Annotated in this window: 23 protein-coding genes and 1 pseudogene; 6 read left to right on the plus strand and 18 right to left on the minus strand. The window is 62.3% G+C overall.

Going from position 1 to position 26321, the window contains the following annotated elements:
- Positions 1 to 57: 57 nt before the first annotated feature.
- The 10 genes from whiA to E0E00_RS10285 all read right to left on the minus strand — a co-directional run bounded on the left by whiA (position 58) and on the right by E0E00_RS10285 (position 11627).
- Positions 58 to 1020 carry a DNA-binding protein WhiA gene (gene whiA / locus E0E00_RS10240; RefSeq protein ID WP_130812405.1) on the minus strand — a complete coding sequence of 321 codons (963 nt, stop codon included), beginning with the start codon at positions 1018 to 1020 and terminating at the stop codon, positions 58 to 60.
- A 3-nt stretch (positions 1021 to 1023) separates the two neighbouring features.
- On the minus strand, positions 1024 to 1980 hold the full coding sequence (gene rapZ / locus E0E00_RS10245; RefSeq protein ID WP_242622235.1) for an RNase adapter RapZ: 957 nt from the start codon (positions 1978 to 1980) through the stop codon (positions 1024 to 1026).
- A 178-nt stretch (positions 1981 to 2158) separates the two neighbouring features.
- On the minus strand, positions 2159 to 3253 hold the full coding sequence (locus E0E00_RS10250; RefSeq protein ID WP_130812406.1) for a Gfo/Idh/MocA family protein: 1095 nt from the start codon (positions 3251 to 3253) through the stop codon (positions 2159 to 2161).
- A 20-nt stretch (positions 3254 to 3273) separates the two neighbouring features.
- Entirely contained in the window at positions 3274 to 3963 is a 690-nt protein-coding gene (locus E0E00_RS10255) for an N-acetylmannosamine-6-phosphate 2-epimerase (RefSeq protein WP_130812407.1), read from the minus strand.
- 56 nt (positions 3964 to 4019) lie between these two features.
- Positions 4020 to 5027 (minus strand): ROK family protein, encoded by a 1008-nt coding sequence (locus E0E00_RS10260; protein WP_130812408.1) that lies wholly within the window; start codon positions 5025 to 5027, stop codon positions 4020 to 4022.
- A gap of 10 nt (positions 5028 to 5037) precedes the next feature.
- A complete protein-coding gene (locus E0E00_RS10265) occupies positions 5038 to 5964 on the minus strand; it encodes a dihydrodipicolinate synthase family protein (RefSeq protein ID WP_130812409.1) in 927 nt (308 codons plus the stop codon).
- Positions 5965 to 6042: 78 nt separating this feature from the next.
- Positions 6043 to 6870, minus strand: a complete 828-nt coding sequence (locus tag E0E00_RS10270; protein ID WP_130812410.1) for an ABC transporter ATP-binding protein — start codon at positions 6868 to 6870, stop codon at positions 6043 to 6045.
- Complete coding sequence (locus E0E00_RS10275; protein WP_130812411.1) at positions 6871 to 8910, minus strand: dipeptide/oligopeptide/nickel ABC transporter permease/ATP-binding protein; 2040 nt, start codon at positions 8908 to 8910, stop codon at positions 6871 to 6873. It lies immediately after the preceding gene.
- Between the two features lie 2 nt (positions 8911 to 8912).
- Positions 8913 to 9869, minus strand: coding sequence for an ABC transporter permease (locus tag E0E00_RS10280; RefSeq protein ID WP_130812412.1), 957 nt, complete (start codon positions 9867 to 9869; stop codon positions 8913 to 8915).
- 138 nt (positions 9870 to 10007) lie between these two features.
- Positions 10008 to 11627: an ABC transporter substrate-binding protein gene (locus E0E00_RS10285; protein WP_130812413.1), complete on the minus strand. Its 1620-nt coding sequence runs from the start codon at positions 11625 to 11627 to the stop codon at positions 10008 to 10010.
- A gap of 192 nt (positions 11628 to 11819) precedes the next feature.
- On the opposite strand from E0E00_RS10285, the pseudogene E0E00_RS15410 reads away from it, so the two are divergent.
- The 5 genes and pseudogenes from E0E00_RS15410 to E0E00_RS10305 all read left to right on the plus strand — a co-directional run.
- Positions 11820 to 11993, plus strand: a pseudogene (locus E0E00_RS15410) (tyrosine-type recombinase/integrase); the annotation flags it as partial.
- Between the two features lie 163 nt (positions 11994 to 12156).
- Positions 12157 to 12438, plus strand: a complete 282-nt coding sequence (locus E0E00_RS15060) for a hypothetical protein (RefSeq protein ID WP_242622236.1) — start codon at positions 12157 to 12159, stop codon at positions 12436 to 12438.
- A gap of 655 nt (positions 12439 to 13093) precedes the next feature.
- On the plus strand, positions 13094 to 13930 hold the full coding sequence (locus tag E0E00_RS10295; protein WP_130812415.1) for a PRD domain-containing protein: 837 nt from the start codon (positions 13094 to 13096) through the stop codon (positions 13928 to 13930).
- A gap of 38 nt (positions 13931 to 13968) precedes the next feature.
- Positions 13969 to 15384 (plus strand): PTS transporter subunit EIIC, encoded by a 1416-nt coding sequence (locus E0E00_RS10300; RefSeq protein ID WP_207302718.1) that lies wholly within the window; start codon positions 13969 to 13971, stop codon positions 15382 to 15384.
- A 60-nt stretch (positions 15385 to 15444) separates the two neighbouring features.
- A complete protein-coding gene (locus E0E00_RS10305; protein ID WP_130812416.1) occupies positions 15445 to 16482 on the plus strand; it encodes an ADP-ribosylglycohydrolase family protein in 1038 nt (345 codons plus the stop codon).
- Positions 16483 to 16516: 34 nt separating this feature from the next.
- On the opposite strand, the gene E0E00_RS10310 is transcribed toward E0E00_RS10305, so the two are convergent.
- Both E0E00_RS10310 and E0E00_RS10315 read right to left on the minus strand, forming a co-directional pair.
- On the minus strand, positions 16517 to 16789 hold the full coding sequence (locus tag E0E00_RS10310; RefSeq protein ID WP_130812417.1) for a hypothetical protein: 273 nt from the start codon (positions 16787 to 16789) through the stop codon (positions 16517 to 16519).
- Positions 16790 to 17973: 1184 nt separating this feature from the next.
- Positions 17974 to 19455, minus strand: a complete 1482-nt coding sequence (locus E0E00_RS10315; RefSeq protein ID WP_130812418.1) for a glycerol kinase — start codon at positions 19453 to 19455, stop codon at positions 17974 to 17976.
- A 231-nt stretch (positions 19456 to 19686) separates the two neighbouring features.
- Here E0E00_RS10315 and E0E00_RS10320 point away from each other — a divergent pair, with 231 nt between their 5' ends.
- Positions 19687 to 20304 (plus strand): hypothetical protein, encoded by a 618-nt coding sequence (locus tag E0E00_RS10320; protein ID WP_130812419.1) that lies wholly within the window; start codon positions 19687 to 19689, stop codon positions 20302 to 20304.
- Here the strand turns inward: E0E00_RS10320 and E0E00_RS10325 are convergent.
- The 6 genes from E0E00_RS10325 to E0E00_RS10350 all read right to left on the minus strand — a co-directional run bounded on the left by E0E00_RS10325 (position 20301) and on the right by E0E00_RS10350 (position 26275).
- Complete coding sequence (locus tag E0E00_RS10325; RefSeq protein ID WP_130812420.1) at positions 20301 to 21191, minus strand: ribokinase; 891 nt, start codon at positions 21189 to 21191, stop codon at positions 20301 to 20303. The genes E0E00_RS10320 and E0E00_RS10325 overlap by 4 nt on opposite strands.
- 41 nt (positions 21192 to 21232) lie before the next feature.
- On the minus strand, positions 21233 to 21628 hold the full coding sequence (gene rbsD / locus E0E00_RS10330; protein ID WP_130812421.1) for a D-ribose pyranase: 396 nt from the start codon (positions 21626 to 21628) through the stop codon (positions 21233 to 21235).
- A gap of 114 nt (positions 21629 to 21742) precedes the next feature.
- Positions 21743 to 22840 (minus strand): ABC transporter permease, encoded by a 1098-nt coding sequence (locus E0E00_RS10335; protein WP_130812422.1) that lies wholly within the window; start codon positions 22838 to 22840, stop codon positions 21743 to 21745.
- 2 nt (positions 22841 to 22842) lie between these two features.
- Positions 22843 to 24399, minus strand: a complete 1557-nt coding sequence (locus tag E0E00_RS10340) for a sugar ABC transporter ATP-binding protein (RefSeq protein ID WP_130812423.1) — start codon at positions 24397 to 24399, stop codon at positions 22843 to 22845.
- A gap of 35 nt (positions 24400 to 24434) precedes the next feature.
- A complete protein-coding gene (locus tag E0E00_RS10345; RefSeq protein WP_130812424.1) occupies positions 24435 to 25115 on the minus strand; it encodes a DUF2291 domain-containing protein in 681 nt (226 codons plus the stop codon).
- Positions 25116 to 25246: 131 nt separating this feature from the next.
- Entirely contained in the window at positions 25247 to 26275 is a 1029-nt protein-coding gene (locus E0E00_RS10350) for a D-ribose ABC transporter substrate-binding protein (protein WP_130812425.1), read from the minus strand.
- Between the last annotated feature and the right edge of the window lie 46 nt (positions 26276 to 26321).

Raw genomic sequence — 26321 nt, forward strand, 5'->3', positions numbered from 1 at the left:
CATTTTTGCACAAAATATAGTATGTGATGCAGTCTACCTGCATGTTTATATCAGATATCATCGATTTCCTGATGTGGAAACGTTCTCAGTCCCAGATTCGGCCCCCACAAGCTGCTCCAGTCTGAGCAGGCGGTGGTACATGGCCGACTTTGAGGCGGGAGGGTCGAAGGTCTCGCCCAGCGCCGCAAGCGACAACTCGGGGTGCTCCCTGCGCGCCGCGCAGAACTCGCGGACGGCCGGTGGGAGATGCTTGAGGCCTAAGAGCTCGTCTGCCCGATCGATGAGGTCAAGCTGGGCCGCCGCGGCAGAGGACGAGCGCGCCTGGTTGGCGACTTCTGCGTTGACGCGGCGGTTCACATCGTTTTTGACCGACTTTCTCGCACGCGCAACCTCGACCACACGCGCCATGCGTTGGGCCCCCATCGCGCGCAGGAGACGCAGCACATCGTCGAAGCTCTTGAGGTAGAGCGCATAGGCCCCGCGGCGTCTGTTGATGCGCGCAGAGACACCCAGGGTGGAAATCACGTCGGCTAGGCCGTGGGCGAACTCCTCCCCTGTCACCGCAATCTCCAGGTGGAAGTCGCCTCGCGGGTCGGCGATAAACCCACCCGCCATAAAGGCGCCGCGCACGAAGGCTGCCCGCGCCTCCTGCGTCTTGAGGAGGCCTTCGGGCACCCCGAGCGCAATGCCGTGACCAGGGACGAGAATGCCCAGGCTCGCGAGGTCATCTGCCAGACGGTCCTGCTCGGGCATCTCGATGAGGTAGTTTCTCGTCTTGTGGAGCACCGAGCGTCGCACGGTGAGCGAGGTCTCGAGGTCGAACACGCGATGCGTAAGCTTGATGACCGTGCGCGCCACGGCGCCCGTCTCGGTGGCAATGCGAATGGAGTAGCGCCCCGAGCCGTGGAAGCTCATGGTGCCGCAGACGCGGACAAGAGCCGAGAGCTGGGCAAGCTCGGCCATGCGCATCGTGGGCTCGACACGCGAAAGCTCGTCTTTGACCTGAGCCGTAAAGGACATGAGCTACCTCTGGTCCGTCGCGACATCCGAGGCGGCTGAAGAGAGCGCCTCGGGGAGGTTGCGATGGAAGAGGTTGACGCGGTAGCCCTGCGCCTTGAGGTGGGCGGCCGTCGCGTTGGCAATGGCGACGCTTCTGTGCTGGCCGCCCGTGCAACCCACGGCGATGGAAAGGCGCGCCTTGCCCTCGGCGACGTAGCCAGGCATGGCCACGTCAAGAAGACGCAGCCAGGCATCCATGAAGTCGCGTGCGATCTTGTTGCCCAGCACGAAGTTGGCGACCTTCTCGTCATTGCCCGTGAGGTGGCGCATCTCAGGGTCATAGAAGGGGTTGGGCAGGAAGCGGACGTCGATCATGAGGTCTGCTTCGGAGGGCATGCCGTGCTTGAAGCCAAACGAGAAGACGTTCACGTCGAGGAGCTGCTGCTCGGTGAGTTCCGAGAAGACCGTGTTGAGGCGGGTCCTTAGGGTCGAGGTGCGCATGCGACTCGTGTCGATGACGAGGTCGGCCATTGTGCGTGCGTCCTTGAGCTGCCGGCGCTCGCGCTTGATGGCATGCCCGACGGTCTCGCCGTGAACGGCAAGCGGGTGGCGGCGGCGGTTCTCGTTGTAGCGGCGCACGAGAACCTCGTCGGAGGCGTCCAGGAAGAGGAGCTTGCAGGAGAGCTCGTGCTCGCCCAGCTGACGGATGGTGTCCGTAAGCTCGTCAAAGAGGCCCTGGCTGCGCAGGTCGCAGGTGACGGCCAGGTGGCGGCCTACGCCCGAGTTGATGCCCACAAGATCCGCAAGCTGTGGGACCAGGCGCGGGGGGAGGTTGTCGATGCAGAAGTAGCCCATGTCCTCGAAGCAATGGAGTGCCTGCGTGCGGCCCGAACCCGACATGCCCGTAATGATCACGATGTCGGGGACGCGGTCGCGGTTCTCGGCATCACGCATGGTCTGTCCTGTGCTCTCGTCTGGCATTCGGCCCTCCTCTGCTTTCGAGTCGCTTCAAGTATAGGGATTGCCGCAGAGCAGCACCCCACGCGCGTCACACATTCGGAAACGATTGTGTGACGCGCGCAGGTCGCAACAGATTCGCCGACGATTGCGTTGCGCGCCGCAACACAATCGGAGCGCAGGTGGCACCTGTCGCGGCGCCCTACGCACGCTCCTCGGGATAGACGACGCCCCACTCGCGGCGCAGGCGCGTCATGATCTGCATGACATCGGCCGCGTAGTCGAGAAGGCCGGCGGCCTGGGCATCCCCTGCAACCGCGCGCTCGAGGTCGGCAATCTCGTAGCAAAGGGCGTACCCGGATCGGCCCGCATGGACCTCCTCGCGGCGTCCGTCCGCCGTCCATACGATGGCCGCGGTGTCCGCACGCGGATAGTCCGTGACCTCGACATAGCAGTTGTCGAAGCTCAAAACCGCGCGTTTGGGCTGCTTTGAGTGGAGCGTGATCGACAGGACGCCCATCTGGCCCCGATCGTTTCTGCACACGATGCCCGAGGTCTGGTCGACACCGGTCGAGGCGAGGTTGGCGAGAGAAACAACCTCCGTGGGCTGGCTTGCCATGAAGAGCCTCATGAGCGAGAGCGCATAGACGCCGATGTCGAGCATGGCACCACCCGCAAGGCCGATGTTGTAGAAGCGGTTGGTAAGGTCGCCGTACTCCTTGTAGCTGCCAAAGTTGAGCTGGGCCAGGTTCATGGTGCCAAACTCTCCCGTGTTGGCACGGCGGAGAAGCTCCTGGTAAAGTGGCATGTGCAGGATGGTCGTGGCATCCATGAGGACTGCGCTGCTCTCGTGGGCGAGTGCGCGTGCCTCGTCGAGCTCCTCGGAGTTGAGCGTGATGGACTTCTCGCAGAGGACGTGCTTGCCTGCCGCGAGCGCTCCGCGCAGATAGCGGATGTGCGTGTTGTGCGGCGTGGTGATGTAGATGGCGTCCACGCGCGGGTCCCGGTAGAGCTCCTCGACCGTGCCATACACGCGCTCGACACCGTAGCGGGCTGCGAAGGCCTCGGCCTTCTCGCGTGTCCGGTTGGCCACGCCGTAGATGTGGCGCCCCGAGAGCGCAAGCGAGGCTGCCATCTGGTTGGCAATCACGCCACAGCCAATAACCGCCCAGGTGAGCTGTGGTGCGACGTAGATGTCAGCAGGGAAGGGCTCGCCTTCGACCTCGTTGAGTGCCTCCTTTGCAGCCGCTGCCGCATCGAGTGGCGCTGCCTTCTCGGGAACAATGCCCTCTGCCATGTGCTTCCCCTCTCTTGTCGCTACGCCTCAAGTGCCGCCTTGAACCAGCTCGTGATACTCGTGGGGTGAGTAATCGCAGTGCCTGAGACCACGGCCCACGCGCCCGCGTCAATGGCGGCGCGGGCGTCGGCCGGCGTGTGGATGTGACCCTCGCATACTATGGGGAACCCAGGGAACTCGTTGGCCGCCTGCGCGAGCAAAGCGATATCGGGGCCATCTTCGAGGGCGGTATCGATGGCGGCCTTGTTATGCGAGAGCGTGGTCGACACAATGTCACAGCCACAGGCAACACCACGGCGGATGTCCCCAATGGTCATGCAGTCAGCCATGACGAGCGTGTCGCATTGGGCACGGAGCTCACGGACGGTCTCCTCGAACGTGCGACCATCTGGACGCGGGCGGGCGGTCGCATCAAGGGCCACCACGTCGGCGCCAGCGTTGACGCACGCGATGGCATGGCGCAGCGTGGGCGTGATATACACGCCGTCATGCCCCTCCTTCCAAAGGCCGATGACGGGAATCTCGACGCGACCTTTGACAGCCGCAATATCCGAGAGGCCCTGGCAGCGAATTGCCGCAGCACCGCCCAGCTCGCAGGCGCGGGCAATCTGGGCCATGGTCTCGGGATGGCGCATCGGCTCGCCAGGATACGCCTGAACGCTTACGATGAGCCTTCCCCTGAGGGACTGGACAAGCGGGGAAACATCCATGTCATTCAGCCTTTCCGCATGTCGACGACATTGCTTCGCATGCCTATGCTAGGACATCAATGGTGTTGCGCACCAGTCGAGGGGGATGCGCACACAGCCTGCAGGCCGACGTACGCCGAGCTCACGACATTCTGTGCGGCACCGATAAGCGGCGCATCGTCACCCAGGGATCCGTCCCTAATGGGAGTGGATGCCTGGGGTGGCATCACCGCCTCGTCCCAACCGCTCTTGAGCGCAGCGTGCCAGACGGGCCCGCACTTTGCCACCGAACCCGAAAGGATCACGCACTCCGGGTCAAACATGTTGACCATAGAGCCAAGCACCTCCCCCAAGGCATGGCCGGAGCGGGCCTCCGCTGTCCTGGCGGCCTCGTCACCCTCCTCCGCAAGGCGACTGATGTCTGCACCATCTGTGGGCATGCCGTCGGGCTGAAGCGGGTCTCCCCCAAGCTCGATGTATCGCGCGAGGATGCCTGGGCCGCATGCGATGGTCTCCACATGCCCCATGCCGCCACACTGGCAGGGCACCCCTGCGGCATCGGTACACGTGACGTGCCCAATGTTCGTGGCTGCGCCATGGGCCCCCAGGAGGAGGCGCCCGTGGTCGACGAATGCGCCGCCGATGCCGGTTCCCACCGCGCATACGAATGCGCTGCCCATGCCGCGCCCGGCGCCCCAGCTCGCCTCGCCAAAGGCATGGGCGTGGACGTCATTCATGACGCGAACGGGAACGCCGAACACGGCGTTGAGCTTAGCGCCAAGATGGGTCCCTCCCCAGCCGGGCATCATCTCGTTGGCATAGGTGATGTCACCCGTAAGGGGGTCTACGACCCCTCCCGTGGAGACGCCAATGCCATCGACCTTGCCACCAGCGACCTCTACGATGCGCCTCACAGACTCGATGACAACCTCGAGAACATGCTTGCCGCCCAGCTTTGCCTCGGTAGGGAGCTTCCCGTAGCCCTCCACGCGGGGCACCTGACCATCTCCCAAGGTCACAAGGGCAGACGCCACCTTGGTTCCACCAATGTCGATGGCAACGACCCTTAGCGCTCTGCCTGTCATGGCCTGCCTCCTATTCGGTTATGACACCGGTATCGACGAGGACCTTCCTGATTGCCTCTCGGTTGGCCCCCGCAAGCGACTTCACTGGCCGTGGCATGGTGTCGTGGTCGAAGATGCCCATGAGGTTGAGGGCGGTCTTGAATGCTCCCACGCCACCCGCATACCCCTGAACACCCGTAGTGACATCAAAGATATGTGAGACCTCGTTAATCTGATTCTGGAGCTCCCTGACGCGAGACCAGTTGCCGGCACGATATGCCTTGTACTGCTCAACGTAAGGCTCTGGGATCACGTTGGCAAGCCCGGGGACGGAGCCATCGGCACCGGACAGGTAGGCACCGTCCACCACGATCTCGTGACCGGTGAGCAGGCTCAGGGGGTGTCCGGCCTTCTCGTTTTCCTGAACGAGGTAGCGGAAGCCGGCGTCGTCTCCCGAGGAGTCCTTGACGCCCGCAATAACGCCGTCCTCGCCAAGCTTAAGGGCAAGCTTCCAAGGAATCTTGGTGTGTACGCAGACGGGGATGTCATACGCAAGGATTGGCAGGTCAATCTCCTCATGCAGAATACGGAAGTGCTCCTCGACCTCTGCCAGGCCACCGAGTGCATAGAATGGGGCCGTGGCCACAATGGCATCCGCGCCAAGCTCACGAGCGCGCTTGGCATGCTCGATCACGCGGTCCGTCTCCGTGTCGATGCAGCCCACCAGCACGGGAACGCGGCCGGCCGTGATGCGGATCCCCTCTCGCACAATCTGGCCCCTATGGGCATCGTTGGCAAACGCAACCTCGCCAGTTGAGCCCAGGAAGAACAAGCCGTCGACACCCGCGCCAAGCATGCGATTGATCAGGCGCTCAAACGATGCGACGTCTACGCTGAAGTCGGGGTTGTCGGGCGTGACAACGGGGGGCACGACACCCGAGATCTTGAACGACGGCATGGGTGGTCTTCTCCTTTACTCGTTAGGCGCAGAGCGGCGTACCGCCCGGAATGCAGAGGGCCTCGGAAAGCGTCTCCCCTATCTGCCAAGGTCGGGGTGAAGAAGCGACGGGACCGCGGCAAGCAGGGTTTTGGTGTAGTCATCGCGGGGCCCATTGAAGACCTGCTGAGCCGGGCCTTCTTCCATGATCTTCCCATGGTTCATGACGATGATCCGATCGGAGATGTAGCGGACCGTCTGGATGTCATGGCTGATGAAGATCATCGAGAGGCCCATCTCGTTCTTGAGGTCCGTGAGGAGGTTGAGGATTTGGGCACGGACCGAGACATCCAAGGCAGACGTAGGTTCGTCGGCGATGATTGCCGCCGGGTTGAGTGACATCGCGCGAGCAATGGCGACACGCTGGCGCTGGCCACCGGAAAGCTGTCCCGGAAGCGCGCGCAGGGTGCTCTTGGGGAGCCCCACCAACTCGACCAGCTCCCTGATGCGCGCCTCTCGCTCGGCGATGTTGCCAACGTTGTGGACAAGTAGCGGGTCGAGAAGCTGATCGCGCACAACCATGCGCGGGTTGAGGGCCGTGGCAGGGTCCTGGAACACAACCGAGACCACGCGGCCGATCTGCTTGCGCATGTCAGCCGTCCGCTTGGTCACATCCTTTCCCTGGAAAAAGACCCTTCCCGACGTTGGCGACTGAAGGCCGCACATGACGTTGGCTGTCGTTGACTTGCCGCAGCCCGACTCGCCTACGATGCCGATCGTTTCTCCCGGCATGAGCTTGATGGTGACGCCCTTCACGGCCTGGACCATGTTGGGATGGAAGAGGGAGCCGGTTCGGGTCTTGAAGGTCACCGAGATGTCATCGAGAAAGATGATGGGCTCGGTGGCTGGTGTCTCGCAGGTAGCCATCTATCCCACCTCCTTGATGGTGTCCAGGTACGGGGTGATGCCATTTTCCCTGAGATAGTCATCAGGAAGCTCTGAGAAAAGGTGGTGCCTGTTGCCCGGCAGGCCCTTGAGCTGCGGGTGCACATCCGCGCCAAGCGCGGGGTGGCTGGAGCGCGGAGCAAAGCGATCGCCCTTGGGGAAGTCCTCCGGTGAGGGGACCGTGCCGGGAACCTGGTGGAGTCGGCTTCCCACGCGCACACCCTCCTCGATCGAGAGCACCGAGCCGAGCAGCCCCCTCGTGTACTCGTGGATTGGGTTGGTGAGCAGCTCCTTGGTTGGAGCCTGCTCGACAACCTGGCCGGCGTACATGACCGTGATTTCACTCGCCACCTCGGCGACGAGCGCCAGGTCATGACTCACGAAGATCATGGCAAAGCCAAGCTTTGACTGCAGGTCATTCAGGAGTTTTATGACCTGCTTCTGGACGGTCACGTCGAGTGCCGTGGTGGGCTCGTCGCAGATTACGAGCGACGGGTCTCGGGTGAGGGCCATGGCGATAAGCACGCGCTGGCGCTGTCCACCGGAGAGCTCATGGGGATAGGATTCGAGCGTGCGCCTGGAATCCAGGCCAACGAGCTCGAGAAGCTCTTCGGCGCTGCGTGTGCCGCCGCGATCTGTGAGCTGCCTCATCTGAGCGGAGATGAGCATGGACGGGTTGAGGGATGAGAGGGCATCTTGATACACCATGGCCAGTTCGGTCCCCAAGAGCTTGCGATGCTGCTCAGGGATCATCTTCAGCAGGTCTTGCCCCTTGTAGACCACCTCTCCCGCAACCGTCTCTTTGGGGTCGACGAGGTTCATGATCACCCTGGTGGTGATGGACTTTCCGCAGCCAGACTCGCCGACAAGCGCCATGCACTGACCGGGACGTACGCTGAACGAGACGTTATCGACCACGGCCACATCACCATGAGACTCGAAGCTGATGGAGAGGTTCTTGACCTCAAGCAGCGGAGGGGCCGAATAGTCCGGGGCATGTCGATCCCCACGCACGAGTTCCACCTCGCGCAGCTCCGCGAGCCTGCGGGCAAGAGGTGCCGCCTGCTCTTTGTAGGCGCGGACAGGGTCTGTGGCGAGAAGGTCGTCTTGTCGACGGGATTCGGAACTCTCGGACTCAACAGGGGCACCCGGTGCGGCCGCCATGGCATCAGTCAGACCCTCAGAGAGGACGTTCAGGGCAAGGCAGGTAATCATGATGGCGAGGCCAGGATAAAGGGCTTGCCACCAACGGCCCGACAGAACGCCCGCACGAGCGTCGGCGAGGATGTTTCCCCAAGTTGGAGTGGGCTCGGTGATGCCGGCACCCAGAAACGTCAGTGAGGCCTCGAAGATGATCGCGTCGGCCACAAGCGTAACCGTAAAGACCATGATTGGGGCGATGCAGTTTCTGAGGACATGCCGCCAGAGAATCCACGGGGCACGGGCGCCAGAGACAATGACGGCCCGCACATAGTCTTCGCCGTATTCGGAGACAACGTTTGCGCGCACGATGCGCGCAATCTGCGGCGTATACATGAAGCCGATCGAGAAGATGATGGCGGGTACGGAGTTGCCGAGAATCGACACGAACACGGCCGCGAGCGCAATGCCTGGGAAGGACATGATGATGTCCAGGATGCGCATGATGACCTCAGAGACCCCCTTGCTCGACACCGCAGCTATCGCGCCGATGATGGAGCCGCAAACGAGGGCCATGCCGGTAGCGCCAAAGCCAATGACCAGCGAGTAGCGCCCGCCATAGAGCATGCGCGAGAGGATATCACGCCCCTTGTCATCGGTGCCAAACAAGAACCCATTGCCCGGCGCCTGTCGTGCCGTGAAGATCTCAACGGGATCGTAGGGCGCAATCACAGACGCAAGGATTGCGGATAGCGCGACCAAGGCCAGGATGACAACAGCCGCCTTGGACGCAGCGCTCATCTTTCTCCACCCGGCTAGGTGAAGCCCGCGGGATGCCGCAGCCTCAAGCTGACGCGACTGCCCTCTTCTTTGGGTCAGCATCTCTACACCGTCCTAATCCTGGGGTTGATAAGGAGGTAGAGCATGTCGACCACGATGTTGATCACGATGAATGACAGTGCGACAACAATGACTACCCCTTGGACGAGCATGGTCTCGTTTCCCTGGATCCCCTCGAGGATCGCCATGCCCATTCCAGGAAGGTTGAAGATCGTCTCGATGACCACGGCACCTCCCATGAGGTAGCCGATCTTCAGCCCCAGCGTCGTAACCGGTGTGATGAGGGCGTTGCGCAAGACGTTTTTCCCGACGATAACGGCGTTGGGGAGCCCTGCTCCCTTAGCGGTCCTGACGTAGTCCTTATCGAGCTCCTCGACCATCGCAGTGCGCACGATGCGCGTCATCTGTCCCGTGAGCGGGAAAGCAAGCGCGACGGAAGGCAAGATCATGCGAGCCATGTACCCGCCAAAGTTCTGGGCAGGACTGGGCAGGGGACCCGAGGCGGGCAGGACATGCAAATAGGACGAGAAGACCAGAATCATGAGGACAGCGAGCCAGAAGGACGGAGTCGCGATTCCCGCAATGGAGATGACGCGAATAACCTGGTCGGGCCATCTGTCACGGTATAGCGCCGCCAGGACGCCCAGGGCAAACGAGAGTATCGCGCCTATGAGCAGGCCCATGAAGGTCAGCTGTATCGTGACGGGCAGGGCCTTTGCCACGCGCTCTCCTACCGAGTAGCTTGCGGCCCCGTAGGTCCCGAGGTCGCCGTGGAGGAGCCCTTCCATGTACCTCACGTAGCGGACCGGCAGGGGATCATCAAGGCCGTGCTCCTCGTGATACTGGGCCACAGCCTCAGGGGTCGCACTCTCGCCCAAGGCGTTATAGGCAGGGTCTACCTTCGAAAACGACATGAGGAAGAAGACGAGAATCGTGACGCCCAGTGCCATGATTGGCAGGGCTATCAGACGACGTCCGATAAGGCGCAGAAGGTTATTCACGCCGCCATTCTCCTCTCTTTTCATCGGCGACAGGAACGTGGCATGCCGGGGGCCCGGACGTAGCGGAGCAACGTACGGGCCCCATCACCCAGTCACGCATGAACGGGCTCACCGGTAACGCCATCGAAGAAGGTGGCGCTACTTGACCGTAGTGACGTCAGTCAGGGATACGCCGGTGGTGCCAATACCCGAGAAGCCCTTGACCTTGACGCCCTCGGCGTTTGCCGCATCTGTCCAGGATGCAGTTGATGTCTGGACCTGGAGCACGGGATACAGGGGAACATTCTCGGCAAGGATGTCAAAGCAGTCGTTCCATGCGCTCTGCTGGGCGTCGCCCGATGCGGAGAGGGCCTCGTCCATCTTCGCATGGAGCCGCTTGTACTCATCGGACCAGTTCCAGGGGCAGCGGGTCTTCATCCAGACGTTGTCGCCGTACCACCAGTTGAGCAGGAGGTCGGGGTCGGCACCGAAGCAGGACGGGTCACCAGGGGCAAGGAGCAGGTCGTAGGTGTTGTCGCCCTGGTCGATGGCAGCATAGGTGGCAGCGGAGGTGTCGGTCTTGATGGAGACGTTGAAGCCGAGGGCGTCAAGGTCGTTCTTGACCTGGGTGGCCATCGCGACGACCTGGTCGTTGTCGGTGGTGCGCAGCTCAATGTCGCCCGGGGTGATGCCGGCCTCCTTGATGAGGGACTTTGCCTTCTCCTGGTCATAGGTGTAGACCGTGCTTGCCTTGTGGTAGTTCGTGAAGGTCTCGGGCAGATAGCTCGTCGGCGCGGCGGCCTTGCCAGCAAGCGCATTGTTGATCATCTGGTCGTAGTTCAGGGCATACATGACGGCCTGACGGACCTTGACGTTGTCCCAGGGGGCCTTGGCGACGTCGAACATCATGAAGCGGGTGCCAAAGCCCTGGACGGTATCAATGTTGCAACCAGCGCTCTTCAGCATGTCGATGGAGTCCGCGGGGACGGACTCGGAGATGAGCGTCGTGCCCTCCTGCTGTGCGGTCACGCGTGCCGTGGCGTCCTTCAGGATATCGATGCGAATCTGGTTGTCCTTTGCAGGGTGATCCCCGTTGTAGCTCTCATTGGGCGAAAGGGTGAGCGACGAATCGGAAATCTCGTCGTACTTCCAAGGGCCAGAGCCAACCGGCTTCAGGGTGAGGTCTTCCTTGGACATAGAGGCCGGGATGACACGGACGATGGCAAGGCGGTTCTTGAGCAGCGAGAAGTTGGGGACCGCCGTCTTCACGGTAACCGTCCTCTCGTCCTTCTTCTCGACGGAAGAAATGGGAGCAAGCATGGAAACGTAGATGTTGCCCTCGGCGGTAGCCCGGTTAAAGGACTCGATGACGTCTTCCGGCGTCACGTCGCTGCCATCCGAGAACTTGGCCCCGTCGCGAAGGGAGACCTCGAACGTGGTGTCGTCCACCTTGAGGGGATCACCCGCGGCAAGGCCGTTGTAGGTGGAGTAGTCATGGTAGTCGAGCTCGTAAAGCCCCTCGACGACATTCCAGTTTGCCGAGAGAGCGAGCGCAGAGGACGTTGAGGAGGGATCGTAGTTCTGAGTTGAGTATGCCGAGCCGTAAGAGATGGTGCCGCCGCCCTCGCTGCCAGAGGTGGAGGTCGCGGTGGTGGAGCCGCTGTCGGTCGTACTCTGTGAGCCGCCACAGCCAGCAAGAGCAAGACCGGCGAGCACTGCAGCACTACCGGACATTCCAAGGAACATGCGACGTGAAAGGTTCTTGTTGGTCACCTTCATTTTCTGCCCCTCTCCCATTGAGAACGTCCACGCCCTCCGCGTGGAATCACCTTAGGAGCGAGTATTTCAGAGGAGCCAGTCCCCTTTGGCGTCCAATCTGCAAGCGGTGGCGTCTGTAATGCAAGTGGCACAGTGGTTTTTTAAAGGGGTAGATTAGCATTCTGAGTGCAACAACATGGCGCCAGCTTATGGGTGTGGCGCACGTCCGGAGGCTACGATTGTCGGTCGTCTGGGTCAGCGTCGGCAACCAGGGGGGCGATGCGCCGCCACACGCACGCGACCTACCTCGTCGCAGCGGGGGCCGGCATCAAGACGGTGAGATCTCTCATGGGACACGCGAACGCAGCGATGACGCTCAACATCTACGCGAGCGCCGACCCGCACGCGAGGAGGTCCGCCGCCAGGACGATTGCCGAGCAGATGACGGCGAGGGACCCGGGGACGTCGGGTACGAAGACGGGGATGGGGCGATGCTGCGTGTCGTGTAGTCGCCCGGGGCTTGTGCTCCCTTTCTGGTGGGGGACGCGAGATGAGCAGGAAGCCGACGGGACCCGTCGAGAGGTCGCTCTCGGACACGTCACCGCTCTGCGACGGGCCCGAGTGGCTCGGGCCGAGGGACATCCAGGAGGTGTTCGGCGTCGGGAGGACGAGGAACTCCCAGCTGATCAACGCCCTCCCGCACATCCGCGTCGGCGGGCTCCTCAGGGTCAACAGGAGGACCGTGCAGAAGGAGCTCCTCGACAAGGGCAGGCTGCCACAGGATGAATCCATGCCCAGAAGGGGTGAGATATATGATGCTTCCAACTATTGAGTAGTTCATTCGAATCTGTTGGCACCAATCTTTAGGCTACGACCTTGCCCCCTTGAAAAAGTTGCCCGATGCGGAAAGATCTCTGCTGAATTTGGGAGTCTGCTTTCCCCAGGCACCAGTTCTCAGTAAAACAGCAGGCATCGCCGTACCTCCGCAACCTCGCCCCGTCTCAAACACAGTAAGGACGGTGCGCCTTTTCGCAGCCGTGTGGTAGGCGCGTCTATGGCACATCTCCACGCCATCGGAACTGGTTCAGCGGGTCATTCCCGGCCTACTGACTGTGACGCCAATGTAGCGGCAAGGCTTGTAATTCGCGATTGCTATGGCAACAAGCACATGACAGGTGAGCAAACAGTGACGTGCCACTTTAAGAGTCGGATGCACGGTACGGACGTCCAATGATATTCGACTACTCAATACCGCTCACCGGAAAATTAGGCACTCTCGCATCTTTGATACCTGTATCACACAACCGTAACCGTATGTTAATAACAGTCTGAGGTACCGCAATAGCACCTCGAACGATGGTATGAACTGGAATGTTACTCCTCCGAGGCATGACCAGCAGTACGGATAGTCGTAGTTGCTGTTCAGAGTCCTTGGTGGAGTTTTTTTCGGCCGGAATTCCCCACCCAAAGTCTCGAGCAGCAGGCGAATGGAGGTGGGAACGGTGCAGACCCTTCGTAGAATCAACAACAACGTCGTCCTCTGCCTTGACAGCAAGGGCCGCGAGGTTGTCGCGACTGGAAAGGGCATCGGATTCGGAGACCTTCCGGATGACATACCCCTGTCCTCAATCGAGCGTTCCTTCTACGAGGTCGACGCACGCTATCTTGACGGTATTGCGAACTGCCCCCCTGAGATTCTCTCCTTTGCGGTCTCACTGAGCAACCAGGCAGCTGAAGAGCTGAAATACGAGCTGAGCCCGAATCTTCCGTTCACCCTAGCAGACCATATCTCCTTCGTGATAGAGCGTACCAAGAAAGGGATTCACGTCTCGATGCCCCTTGCTGTCGACATCGAGCAGAGTTTCCCGAGCGAATGCCGCATTGGGAGACACGCCGTCAGGGCGATAAAAAAGAAGTTCGGCGTGATCCTCGACGATGACGAGATCGCCGGAATAGCGATGAACTTCATCAACTCGCGGCTTGCCCCGAAGGAGGGCTCGACTACCGAGTTCGCCAATAGCGAGCGGGAGATGCTGGAGGACATCACCGAGATCGTGGAGGACGTCTTCGACACTACCATCGACAGGAGCACCTTCGGCTACGCCCGCTTCACCACGCACCTCGGCTACCTCTTCCAGAGGATTCACGCAGGTACGAGTCTCAAATCGAGTGAACTCGAGGCATTCGAGGGCGTTCGGGAGAAGTTCCCGAGGGGCGTCGAGTGCGTCACGAAGATCGCCATCCATATCAAGGAGACCTGGGGGTTCGAAATCTCGGAGACAGAGGAACTCTACCTGCTCGTCCATCTGAGCAGGATTGTGTAATTGACCATCATTAGAAACCAAACCAAAGGTGGATAACCATGTCAGCAAAGATGAGTAGCGCAGAGCTGGCAACCAGCCTCCTAGACCATGTCGGCGGAACCGATAACGTCAGCTTCGTGACGAACTGCGCAACCCGCCTTCGCTTCACGGTGAAGGACAAAGGGCTCGTCGACACGGAAGGCACAGAGAAGCTTCCCGGCGTCGTCGGATGCCAGTGGTCGGGCAACCAGTTTCAGGTGGTGATTGGGCTGGGCGTCGGCGACATCTACACCGAGGTCGCGAAGCTCTTCCCCACCGGCTCTTCCGCAATAGAGGGCGGGAATGGCTTCGCAATCGAGGCCGCCGAAGGTGACAAGCCCAAGAGCAAGGGCCTCGACGCCTTCGTTGCACTCGTTGTCAGCATCTTCCAACCGCTGCTGCCGGCCCTCGCGGGAAGCGGCATGATCCGAGGCCTGGCAATCCTCGCTGTCAACCTCGGTTGGCTCTCCTCCAAGAGCATGACGTACGAGATGCTCTATATGATGACGAATGCGATCTTCTACTTCCTTCCCCTCGCCGTGGCCTTCACCACCGCAAAGCGCTTCGACACGAGCCCGATCATGGCACTCGTCATTGTCGGCACCCTGCTGCTGCCCGACTTCTCTGCACTCGTGAAGGGCAACGGCGGCAACACAATCAGCGTGTTCGGCCTGCCAATCACCATGTTCAGCTACAGCAGCTCCGTTCTCGCCCCAATCTTCGCCACCTGGGTCCTCTCGAAGTTCGACCACTGGTGCAGGAAGCACCTACCCCACTCCCTCGACCTCTCCGTGACGCCCATGATCACCATCTTCGTGATGGCTCTTCTGACAGCCGGCATCATCGGCCCCATCTCCCAGTACATCAGCATCCTGCTCGCCAACTTCGTCAACTGGCTCACGGGCATCAACTCCGTTGTCACCGGTGCCGTGGTCGGCGGCATCTGGAACATACTGATCATGTTCGGCGTGCATTGGGCGCCCAACACCATCGTCGTCATCCCGCAGATTGCCGCGGAGGGCAAGTCCCAGCTTATCGCCTATGGGGCCAACGCGAACCTCGGCATGGCGGGCGCCGCATTCGCCATTTTCCTGAAGTCCCGCAACAGCGAACTCAAGTCCTTCTCACTGTCGGCCATGTTCTCCGTCTTCCTGTCGGGCATCGTCGAGCCCTGCATATACGGTCTTGGCGTGAAGTACCACAGCCCACTCGTGGCCGGATGTATCGGCGCCGCCTGCGGCGGGGCGTTCATGGGCATCTTCCAGACCGTCGGCTACTCCTTTGCGTTTGGCGGCCTGACCACCATCCCCGCCTTCGCGGGTCCGACCCTCTGGGCCTACGTGATCGGCCTCGCGATTTCCTTCTTCGTCGGCATGATTCTCACGTTCATGTTTGGCATCAAGGATCCGGAGGCGGAGTTCGGACGCACCAAGTAGTACTTGTTATCCATCGGCTCTATCAGCAAGCACCGTCAAATCAGTAGGAAAGGAAGCATTATGAGCAAGGAACTGACCGACAAGATTCTCGGCGTTCTCGGGACTTGCGCCATAGGCGACGCGATGGGCTCCGTGACCGAGAACCTCACCTTCGACCAAATCCGCGAGACGTTCCCAGGCGGGCTGCAGGAGTTCCGCAAGCCCGGCGAGACGGCCTTCGCACTCGGCAACGAGGCTGGCGAGGTCACCGACGACTTCTCGCAGACCTACCTCATCTCGCAGGCGATTGTCGAGGCAGGTGGCAAGATAACGCGCGGCGTCGTCGTCGGCGCCATCCTCAAGTGGTCCGACATCCCCAGGTGGTACGACCGCTTCGCAGGACCCACCACCCGCGGTGCCATCGCCAGCCTCAAAGACCCAAAGCACGAGGTCAAGTCACCGTATGGGACTGTACACGTAGACTATGCCTGCAAGGCAACCAACGGCGCCGCTATGAAGATTTCTCCCGCCGGCATCATGAACCCCGACGATGTCGAGGGTGCCATCCGTGACGCCATCACCATCTGCCGCGTGACGCACGACAACTCACTGGCGATTTCGGGCGCCTGCGCCACCGCCGCCGCAGTGAGCGCCGGCCTCGCGGAGGGCGCTACAATGCGCGACGCGCTTGGCGCGGCGGTCTACGGAGCAATGCGCGGTGAGACCATCGGCAAGCGCGTCTCGCATGACGTGGCGGGTGCCAGCGTCGTCGAGCGCATGCACCTTGCCAACGAGATCGTCCGCGGCCCTGGCTCTAAGGAGGAGAAGCTCCGGAGGATATCGGAGGTCGTCGGCAGCGGCCTACTGATCTCCGAGGCCGTCCCCTGTGCCTATGGGCTTGCCCTCCTGAACATGGACGATGCGCTCCAGGCCACTATAGACGCCGTAAACATCGGCTATGACACGGACACCGTCGCCGCCATCACCGGCGCCATGGTCGGAGCCTTCGCGAATCTGAAGGACGAGCGATATGCGAGGTTGCTCTCCAGAATCCAGAAAGCCAACGATTTTGACCTCGTCGATCTCGCCTCCAAGCTCGCGGGATACGCTAGCAAATAGCCAGTCGAACGGCGCCATCCGGATTCCGTGGATGCTAATGCCAACACAATCCCCTCTTGCACAGTGTTGGTGGCTTAGGGAGGGCCCGGCCCTCTGAGCTGGGCCTCCCCCTATAGAAGTCCCGATGCCTCAGCGTGTTCGGGAAGGCCATTGCCCAATCCAGGACCATCTCGGCCTTCTCCATCTTGCTGTCGGGTGGGTTCATCATCACAGAGAAGAGGCCGAGCCAGCCGGGGAGGCTCGCGCGGTCGAAGCCCATGCGGCAGTTCAGAGACAGCCTCAGGAGGAAGCAGAGCCGGTTGACCATTGCGAACGGGCCCTCCCTGTCCGGCAGGCCTTTAACGAGTCTCAGGTCGTAGGCCTCGCTGACGAGGTGGCGCCCCCCCCACCACGGCGTTGTGGGGGGCTCTCCCTGTCGTGGACGGGCGCACAGCCGTCCGCCAGGTGCGGACAGTGGGCGGCCCTCGCCCCCGCGCCGCTGGGCTTGCCCCGGCCCAGGACGACGAACGCGGAGGGCCCCCGTCGCGCTCCTCGCAGGCGACCGCGACACACGTGTTGTCGCGCGAGCAGCCACCTGCCCCCCGGCGCCAGGTCCGGGCTGCGGCACAGCGGGCACGCGTCCCGCTCGTAGCCGTTGGAGAACTCCGCGTCCCCGCAGACCCCGGGACGCAGCCTCTCGTACGCCTTCCCTGCGCGCGCCCATGACGAGCCGCGGGCAGGCGTGAGCGACGGTCGCGGTCGCGGACGCGGACGCGGACGCGGAGGGAGCATGCCATCCCCTGGCCATGGGTAGTGGTCCTCGCCGCACTGGCGGAAGGCGGGGCCGAGGACCACCACGTCGCGAAAGCCCCGTCACCCGCCAGCGCGCTCTCGCTGGCGGCTAACCCCGCCCCCGATTACATGACCCGTGCCGCCACGGGCGCCACATGGTACCGGCACTGTGCAAGGGGGGATTGTGTCCACATATATTTGGCCAATCCGACCAATCAGCGGCGCTATCCGCGCCAACGTACTCCCGCCGGTTTCGTCAACGAAAGTCAGCTCCTGGACGTGCAGCCGACACGCGGAAGGAGCGAGGAACTGGAAGGGAGGAGCATCGTGGGAGAGCCCAACGCCTACCGGCAGCTCGGGATAGAGCCCAACCTCACCGGCATCGGGCACCGCTACGGGACCAACCGGCACACCGTGGCGCGCTACTAGTCAGGGGGCGACGACATCGACGACGGCAGAGGCCGCCGGTGCAGCGGGTTCGACAGGACAGGGAATCCCCTATGTGGAGCCGCCGTCAGGCGATGTAGGAAAGCCGCCTGCTGCGGCTTGACAAAGCTATAGGGATACCCCCCAGCGGGCCATGATGCCCTCCCGCCCGGCGATGCCAGGGTGGCTGTGGCGACCCATGCCGGCCCCTCCCGACGAACGCATCCGCAAGCGCCGTTGTAGGTTCCCATGGGCCACCGCCTTGCCTTTTGCCGTTGCGCTAGCAATGGGAATTCAAGAGTCTGAAAGCGCCTTCGACACCGCATGCCGCCAGCCCGCATATCGCCCCTGTGCCCATTCCTCGTCCCGCAGAGGCACGTAGCGTCTGCGCTCGACGCCCCGAAAGAGCGTGGCCGCGTCATAGACCCCCATACCACAACCCGCAGCGTAGGCAGCCCCCATGCCAGAGAGCTCCTCGGTAGGTGACACGGCAACGAGACAGCGCGCAATGTCGCTCTGGAATTGCATGAGGTACCCGTTGTGGGTGGGGCCCCCATCCACGCGCAGATCGTCTATTCGCAGGCCGGCGTCCGCCTCCATGGCCTTGAGGACGTCCGTGATCTGGTAGGCAATGCAGTCGAGGGCGGCGCGAACTACCTCCGCCCTGCGCGTGGTGCGCGTCATGCCCACGAGCGCGCCCGTGGCATCGCTGTCCCAGTAGGGGGCACCCAGGCCCGTGAAAGCCGGCACCAGGTAGGAACGGTCGCCTTCGGTGGCCGCTCGGGCCAGCGCCTCCGTCTCATCGGCAGACCGAACGAGTCCCAAGTCATCCTTGAGCCAGGTGATGACGGCACCAGCGTAGTTGACGTTGCCCTCAAGCACATAGTTGACCGTACCGTTCAACTTCCAGGCCAGGGACGACACGAGCCCACTCCCTGAGCGTACAAGGTCCTCGCCCACGTTCATCATGACGGACGAGCCCGTGCCATAGGTGGCCTTGACCATGCCCGCCCTCATGCACCCCTGGGCGAACAGGGCGGCGTGCGAGTCGCCCAGGATGCCATGGATGGGAATGGGCGCATCGAGGTAGCCCTCGAAGTCGGTCATGCCGAAGGCGGCGTCGGAGTCACAGACCTCAGGCAGCACGGAGACAGGCACACCGAAGGCATCGCACAGCTCCTCGCTCCATGCCAGACGGGAAATGTCAAAGAGCTCGGTGCGCGAGGCATTGGAGTAATCCGTCCTGTAGGCGGCACCTCCCGTCAGGCGATACAGGAGGTAGGTGTCCACGGTGCCCAGGCGTAGCTCCCCCCTGGCCAACGCATGGGAGGCGGCGGGCACGTTCTTCATGAGCCACGCGAGTTTGGCGGCCGGAAAGTAGGGCGAGAGCTCTATGCCCGTCTGCACGCGCACGAGCTCGGCCATGCCCTGACGACGCAACCGTTCGCACACGTTCTCGGCGCGCGCATCCTGCCAGACGATGGCGCGTGCAAGTGGCGCGCCACCGACATCCCACACGAGCGACGTCTCGCGCTGGTTGGAGATGCCCACGCCACGGATGTCGCCCTTGTCGATGGAGGCCCGTGCCACGACGTCGGCCACGGTAGCGAGCACGTTGGCGTAGATCTCCTCCGCATCGTGCTCGATCCATCCCCGGTCGCTCACGATCTGTCGGTGAGGCCGGTCGGCGCGGGCCACGAGCGACCCCTTCTCGTCAAAGAGCAGCGACTTGGTTCCCTGCGTGCTCTGGTCGATGCCAAGAACGTACGAGGCCATGGGGCTTCCCCTCCCTTGTCCCTTCCCTGTCACACAGCATGGCGCATGCCTGTCCGAGCGCGTTCGTCATCCCGATGGTGCCACAATTGTCTAGAATCGAACCAACCGCTCCGGCGCCCGACACACAGGGCGTCACGACCCACGCCCAAGGGAGCCTTCATGTCACGACAGAGCAGACGCAAGCATCGACGGAGACTGCGCGCCACGAGAGCGCTCGAGCGGGAGCGGGTCATGGCAACGGGCGATGGCGTTGAGCCTCCCTCCTCACCCATGGCCACTGACAACGGCCTGCGCTCGTCAGCCAGCATCCGCTCGTCGTTCCGCAGGTTCATTGTGCTCCTCCACACGGCGCGCTCCCGCTTCCAAAACGTGCTGATCGTCGCCTCGGCCCTGTCGATCGCATGGTCGTTCGCGTACCTCGCTGCAGGCAATGGAGCCTGGAGCCTCTTTGGCTACCGTCAATCGGACGCCCTCATGTCCCTCGTGCGCCTGGTGGCGTTTCTGGCAACCGCCATCGAGGGCATCCGTGCGGGCGTCGACGCGAGCCGACTCCCCCGCGTGTCCCATGGCTGGGCGTTCGTCCCCCTTCTCTTCACCTTCCTCGACATCGTGCTCATGACGGTCCCGGGCAGCACGGCCGTCTTCTCCCTTGAGGGAGGCGCCCTGTACCTCTCCGTCCTCAACTTCGCACTCGCCCTTGTCTACCTGGTCATCTGCTTCAGGGCGGCCGCCGAGCATCCTGAGGCCGCAGAGAAGTTTCGCATCGCCCGACAACGGCTCGCCAACGCCAAGGCGGAACGCCTCAACAACCCCCGCCCGTCGAGACCGCTCCGCAGGCACAAGCACTAGCCCAGCGAGCTTGCCCGGACCTGTGCCATCGTGGGGATGGACGGCGCCGCCCCCTGCCGCGACACCGCCATCGCAGACGCCTTGGCGGCCAGCGCCAGGGCCTCCGGCACCGGCTTGCCAACGCTTCGCGCCCACACGAAGTAGCCCGTGAACGTATCCCCCGCAGCAGTGGTGTCGACGACCTCAACCTCGAAGATGCCCTGCTCATAGCGATGCCCGCCACACTGGTACACCGACCCCCTGGAACCGAGGGTGAGCACCACCTCGGCCTGGGGGTACTGCTCCCCCAGCCGCCAAAGCACATCGGCCGGATCCGTTGAGCCGCCCGAGATCTGTGCCCCCTCGATCTCGTTGAGGACGAACAGTGACACCTTGCCCAGGTCGATGGCACGTAGCGCGTCATCGTACGGCGAGGGGTTCAGGATGACCTTCATGCCCAAGGCACACGCGCGATCAACAAGGTAGGCGAGGCATGAAATCTCGTTCTGGAGGACAAGGTAGTCCCCCGCCGAGAACTGGGCGAGCACCTGATCCACGTAGCCCTCGTCCACCTGCCGATTGGCGCCCCCATAGAGCAGGATGCAGTTCTGCCCCTTCGCATCCACCTGTATGACCGTATGCCCCGTGACTACGTCGCTGTGACCGACGAGGTGCGTGTCGACGCCTGCGTCCCTGCAGACGTCCAGCAGCAGCCCCCCCTCGGGACCCCCCATCCCCGCCTGCCATACCCGCGCACCCGCGCGGGCAAGTGCCACGGCCTGGTTGAGTCCCTTGCCGCCAGGGAAGACGCTGCGCTGCGTCGAGGCGAGCGTCTCTCCCGGCGCGACGATGTGGTCGACGCCATAGACGTAGTCTATGTTGAGGGATCCAAAATCGAGAATCCTCATGGGCTCTCCAATCGTGCGTCATGCACTATCGACACGCTGTCCTAGAACGCACAGGCAGCCGTCAGAAGGATGTTGGGATAGGGGGAGAACTCGCCGGTACGAATCACAAACTTACAGGTGACCTCTGCTGCCTTGAGGTCACGGTGCGCAACGTAGTCGTGCTCGACCCCATCGAGCTTGCGGAGTATGTACTCATGGAGATGGGGGTTTGCCTCCCTGATCTCCTCGGCGAGGACATAGCGCTCAACCGCACACTCGTCCATCACGGCATCCATGACCTGCTGAAACGTAGGCACACCGCCGATGACGGCAAGGTCTGCGACCTCGACCCCCCTCGGGATGGGCATGCCGGCGTCGGCAATCATGTAGGTGTCCTTGTGCCCCAAGCCGGCCAGCAGACCGGCAAGCTGGACGTTGAGAATGCCCCTCTTCTTCATGCTCTTCCTCCTTTGACGCCTTTGACGCGGGGCGTGCCACGAGGCCACATGCGGGCCATGACGCCGCCCGGAGCTCGCATGCCCCCTGGGACATGGCGGCATGATGTCTGGTGGCTATGCCGATGTGGGTCCGACGGCCCCATCGTCACCCGCGACGCCCTTGCCCTCGTTGCGCGCCTGCAGGGCCATGCGCGCCTGAAGGTTGCGCTGGACTTGGTCGATGACGACGGCAATGATGATCACGATGCCACGTATGACCTGCTGCCAGAACTCCGTGACGCCACACATGGCCATACCATCGTTGATGACGCCGATGACGAAGGCACCCTCGACGGTGCCAAGGATGGTACCTACGCCACCCGCCATGGAGGTACCACCCAGGACGGACGCCGCGATGGCGTTCATCTCCCAAGAGGTGCCGGTAGAGGGGTTGGCGCCCATGAGCTGCGAGGTGGTGATGATGCCGACCATGGCGGCGCAGAAGCCCGAGATGGCATAGACGATGATGAGGTTGCGGTCGACCTTGATGCCCGAAAGGCGCGCCGCGTTCTGGTTGCCACCGATTGCCAGCACGTGCCAGCCAAAGGCCGTCTTCTTGAGCACGATGCCCGCAATGACGGCAAAGATCGCAAAGATGATGACGCCCATGGGGATGCCCAAGACGCTCGAGGCAAAGAAGCCGTATCCCGTGTTGCCGAGCCCGACATGTCCCGAGATGCTGGAGAACGTCGCCCCATTGGAGCGGATGTTGGCGAAGCCTCGCCAGACGTACATGGTGCCCAGCGTGGCGATGAAGGGGGCGACGCCCAGCTTCGTGATGACGAGACCGTTCAGCATCCCCAGCACGACACCCATGAGCAGGGTGAGCAGCACCACAACGGGCACGCTGAAGTAGATCGTCACACCCGCAAAGGTGAGGGTCAGACCCTCCTGTACGAAGCCCGCCGAGACCATGCCGGCGAGGCCGACCACCGCTCCCACCGAGAGGTCAATGCCCCCCGTGATGATGACGAACGTCATGCCAATGGCGAGGATGCCATAGAGTGCCACGTGCTTGGCCACGGAGAGGAGCGACCCTGCCGTGAAGAAGTTGGGAGTGGCAAGGCTGAAGAAGATCATGAGAACGACCAGCACGATGAGGGTTCGGCCGTTCAGCAGCACCATCAGCAGGTTGTTGGTGCCCCCCGAGGCCTTCTTAGTTTCAGCTGCCATGTCTAGTTCTCCTTCCCTGCCTTCACAGCATGGTGTCCCTTGTAGGAAGCGAGCGCCAGCGCATCCTTGTCGATGTGGCCCCCCGCGAACTCGCCCGTGAGCCTGCCGTTCGAGAGGACGAGAATGCGGTCGGAAATGGCTATGATCTCCTCGAGCTCAGAGGAGATGACGATGATCGAGAGCCCCTGCCTGGCATACTTGTCAATTATCTCGTAGACCTCGGTCTTGGCCCCGATGTCGATGCCGCGGGACGGCTCGTCCATGAGCAGGATCTGTGGCTCGGTGAGCAGCCCCTTGGCGATGACGACCTTTTGCTGATTGCCGCCCGAGAGCGACAGGATCGGCAGGTGCTTGTCGGCGACCTTGATGTGGATGTCCCGGATCTCCTCGTCGACCCTCCTGCCCTCCGTGACGGAGTCGATGAGCGGCCCCTTCCGGTAGCGCTTGAGTGCCGCAAGGGACACGTTCTTCTCGATGTCCAAGGTCTGGACCAGGCCGCCCCCCTGGCGATCCTCCGGGATGAGCGAGATGCCTGCGTCGATCATCTGCGAGACGCTACCGATGGTGATGGGCCTACCGTTGAGCCTGATCGTTCCCGTGTGCTCGGGACGCAGCCCCATGATGCACTCGAACACCTCGGTGCGTCCGGCGCCCAAAAGGCCGTAAATGCCCAGCACCTCGCCCTTCCTGAGGTCGAAGCTCACGTGATCGACGAGGTACCCCCCGCCAGGCTTGGGCAGGCAGAGGTCGCTGACCTCGAGGACCTTGGGTTGCGCGTCCCAATCGACGACGCGGTCACGCTTGGGGTACTGCTTCTCGCCACCGGTCATCTTCTGGACGATCCAGCTGATGCTGATGTCCTTGACGTCAGCGTCGTCCACATACTTGCCGTCGCGCAGGATGGTGACGTGATCGCCGATCTCCATGACCTCCTCGAGACGATGGGAGATGTAGACGATGGAGAGGCCGCCAGCCGTGAGGCCGCGCATGATCTTGAAGAGGACCTGCACCTCTTGCTGCGACAGTGACGAGGTGGGCTCGTCCATGATGAGCACCTGGAGATCGTCATCGACCAGCTCGCGGGCAATCTCTATCATCTGCTGCTGGCCGACGCGGAGGCTGCCGACCCTAGTGGTGGGGTCCATGGGATGCTCCAGGAGGTCAAGGACCTTCTTGGACGCATTCATGTGGTAGGCGTCATCAAGGCTGAGACCCCGCTTATGCTCCCTGCTCATGAAGATGTTCTGGTACACGTTGAGATTGGGAAAGAGACTGAGCTCCTGATGGATGATGCCGATGCCGTGGCGGCGGGCCTCGGTCGTGTCCTTGAAGCTCACCTCGGCATCGCCAATGTACAGGGCGCCCGATGACGGCTGCTCGATGCCGGCAATCATCTTCATCAGCGTGGACTTGCCGGCGCCATTTTCGCCAATCAGGACATTGACCTTACCTTTGAGCAGGTCGAACGAGACGTTGTCGAGCGCCTTGGTACCGGGGTACACCTTTGAAATCCGATCGGCATGCAGGAACACATCATCCGGACAGCTATAGCCTGACATACGTACGCACTTCCTTCCCAAGCGTCCGTGGACCCCTACTCGACTACCATCTCGATAGGAGTGATGGTGATCTTGCTCATTGTCGCCGAGTTGGCCGTGAAGGCGCCCACGAAGGTGACCCTCCTGCCCTTGATGGTGGCTATGTCGGCAGGGTCGATGACCTCGGACTGAGCCTTGTCGTTGAGACTCTTGGAGACCTGTGACCACTCGGTCGTGTCCCTGTAATCGTTGAGGTTGATGCTGCTGAGGTAGTCACGCAACGACGTGTCCGATATGACGGGGCCGACGTTGATGTCGACCTCGGTGGGCCCATCGTAGCCTTCGAGCATGATGGTGATGTAGCCCTTGGAGGATGCCCCCGAATCGGCTGCCTTCGCGATGACATCGGTGACGGTGCCGGTCCCCTTGACCGCATAGACCACGGCATTGCCGGCTGCGCTCGAGGAGGTGGAGAGGCTCTTGCCTGCGAACTGGCTCGCCGTGTCATCGGCGACCAAGCTGCTCGCGCTCAGCAGCCCGTTGAGGTCCTGTGCGTTGCCACCAATCTCGGACTGCACGTTCTCGCTCCACAGGGTGTCGATGTCGCTCGCGGCATCAAAGGTGGACTCACCCGTGTACGTGCCCTCCTGGCCAATGGGCACTACCGTACACCCAAAGAGGGCAAGCGAGCCCACCAGAAATGCGCTCACCATGACCGGGAGCATGCTCCTTCTCATCTTTCTCTCCTCCTCCTGCCGACACGCCGCATCGCCGGGACGAGCCACCGTGCGCGGTTCCGTGGCGATGGGACCGCGGACGGAGCCCGTCCCCACCGCTTACCTGCCTGAGGGACGCCGCAGACGTCGCGCTACTCCGTGTAGACGAAGCCGTCGAGCTTGTCGGCATTGTCCTTGGTGATGACGATGCAGGGGATGAGTTGCTTCTCATCCTTGCCCATCGTACCCTCCTTGAGGTATGCGTCGGCCTCCTGGACGGCGGTGCGGGCGATGACGTCGAACTGCTGGAGCGCGGTGGCCGTGGCCTTGCCCTGCTTGATGAGGTCACGCACCTCATCGGACCCATCGACACCGACGACGGGGATGCTCATGCCCGCGGAGTCGAGGGCCGCACAGACGCCCTGGACCATGGTGTCGTTGCCGGATATGACGCCGTTGATGTCGCTGCCATAGGTCTGGATGAGGGCCTCCATCTTGTTGTAGGCCTCATCCTTCTCCCAGTTGGCCGTCTGGGCATCGAGCATCCTCATGTCCGGATACTGGTCGATGACGGCATGGAACGCGTCGGAGCGCACATGGGCGTTGGTGTCGGAATCCTTGCCCTTGAGCTCGACGTAGTTGCCCCTCTCGCCCATGGCGTCCACGAAGGCCTGGGCCACGTCCGAGGCGCCCTGGTTGTTGTCGGCGATGATCTGGGCGATTGCATCGCCCGTCGAGGAGATCTCACGGTCAATTAGGAAGGTGGGGATGCCCGCCTCCGCCGCCTTCTGGACGGCTGCGACCGTCGCATCGGCACCGGCGTTGTCACAGATGATGGCGGCCGCCTTGTCGGCGATGGCGGAATCGAAGAGCTCGGACTGCTTGTTGAGGTCGTCATCGTGGGAGTTTGCCTTGACCTCATAGCCCAGCTTCTGCGCCTCGTCGGTGGCACCGTCGGCCTCGGCCTTGAAGGCGGGGTTGGAGACGGAGGGCGTGATGACATAGATGATGTTGGAGCCGCCTCCCTTCAGTACCTCCCGCTCGCCACCGGAGCCGGAGCTTGCAGGCTGGGAGGTGTCCGATGAGCCACCCCCACACGCGGTAAGCAGTGCGGCAAGGCCGAGGCCTGCGCCCATGACACCGGAGACCCTACAGAAGTCGCGCCTCGAAATGTCTTTCATGATTGCTCCTCCCCTGAACTCGTTGTACAGGCAGGCCATCCCTGCC

This window comes from Olsenella sp. Marseille-P4559 (assembly GCF_900605015.1).
Lineage (GTDB): Bacteria > Actinomycetota > Coriobacteriia > Coriobacteriales > Atopobiaceae > Tractidigestivibacter.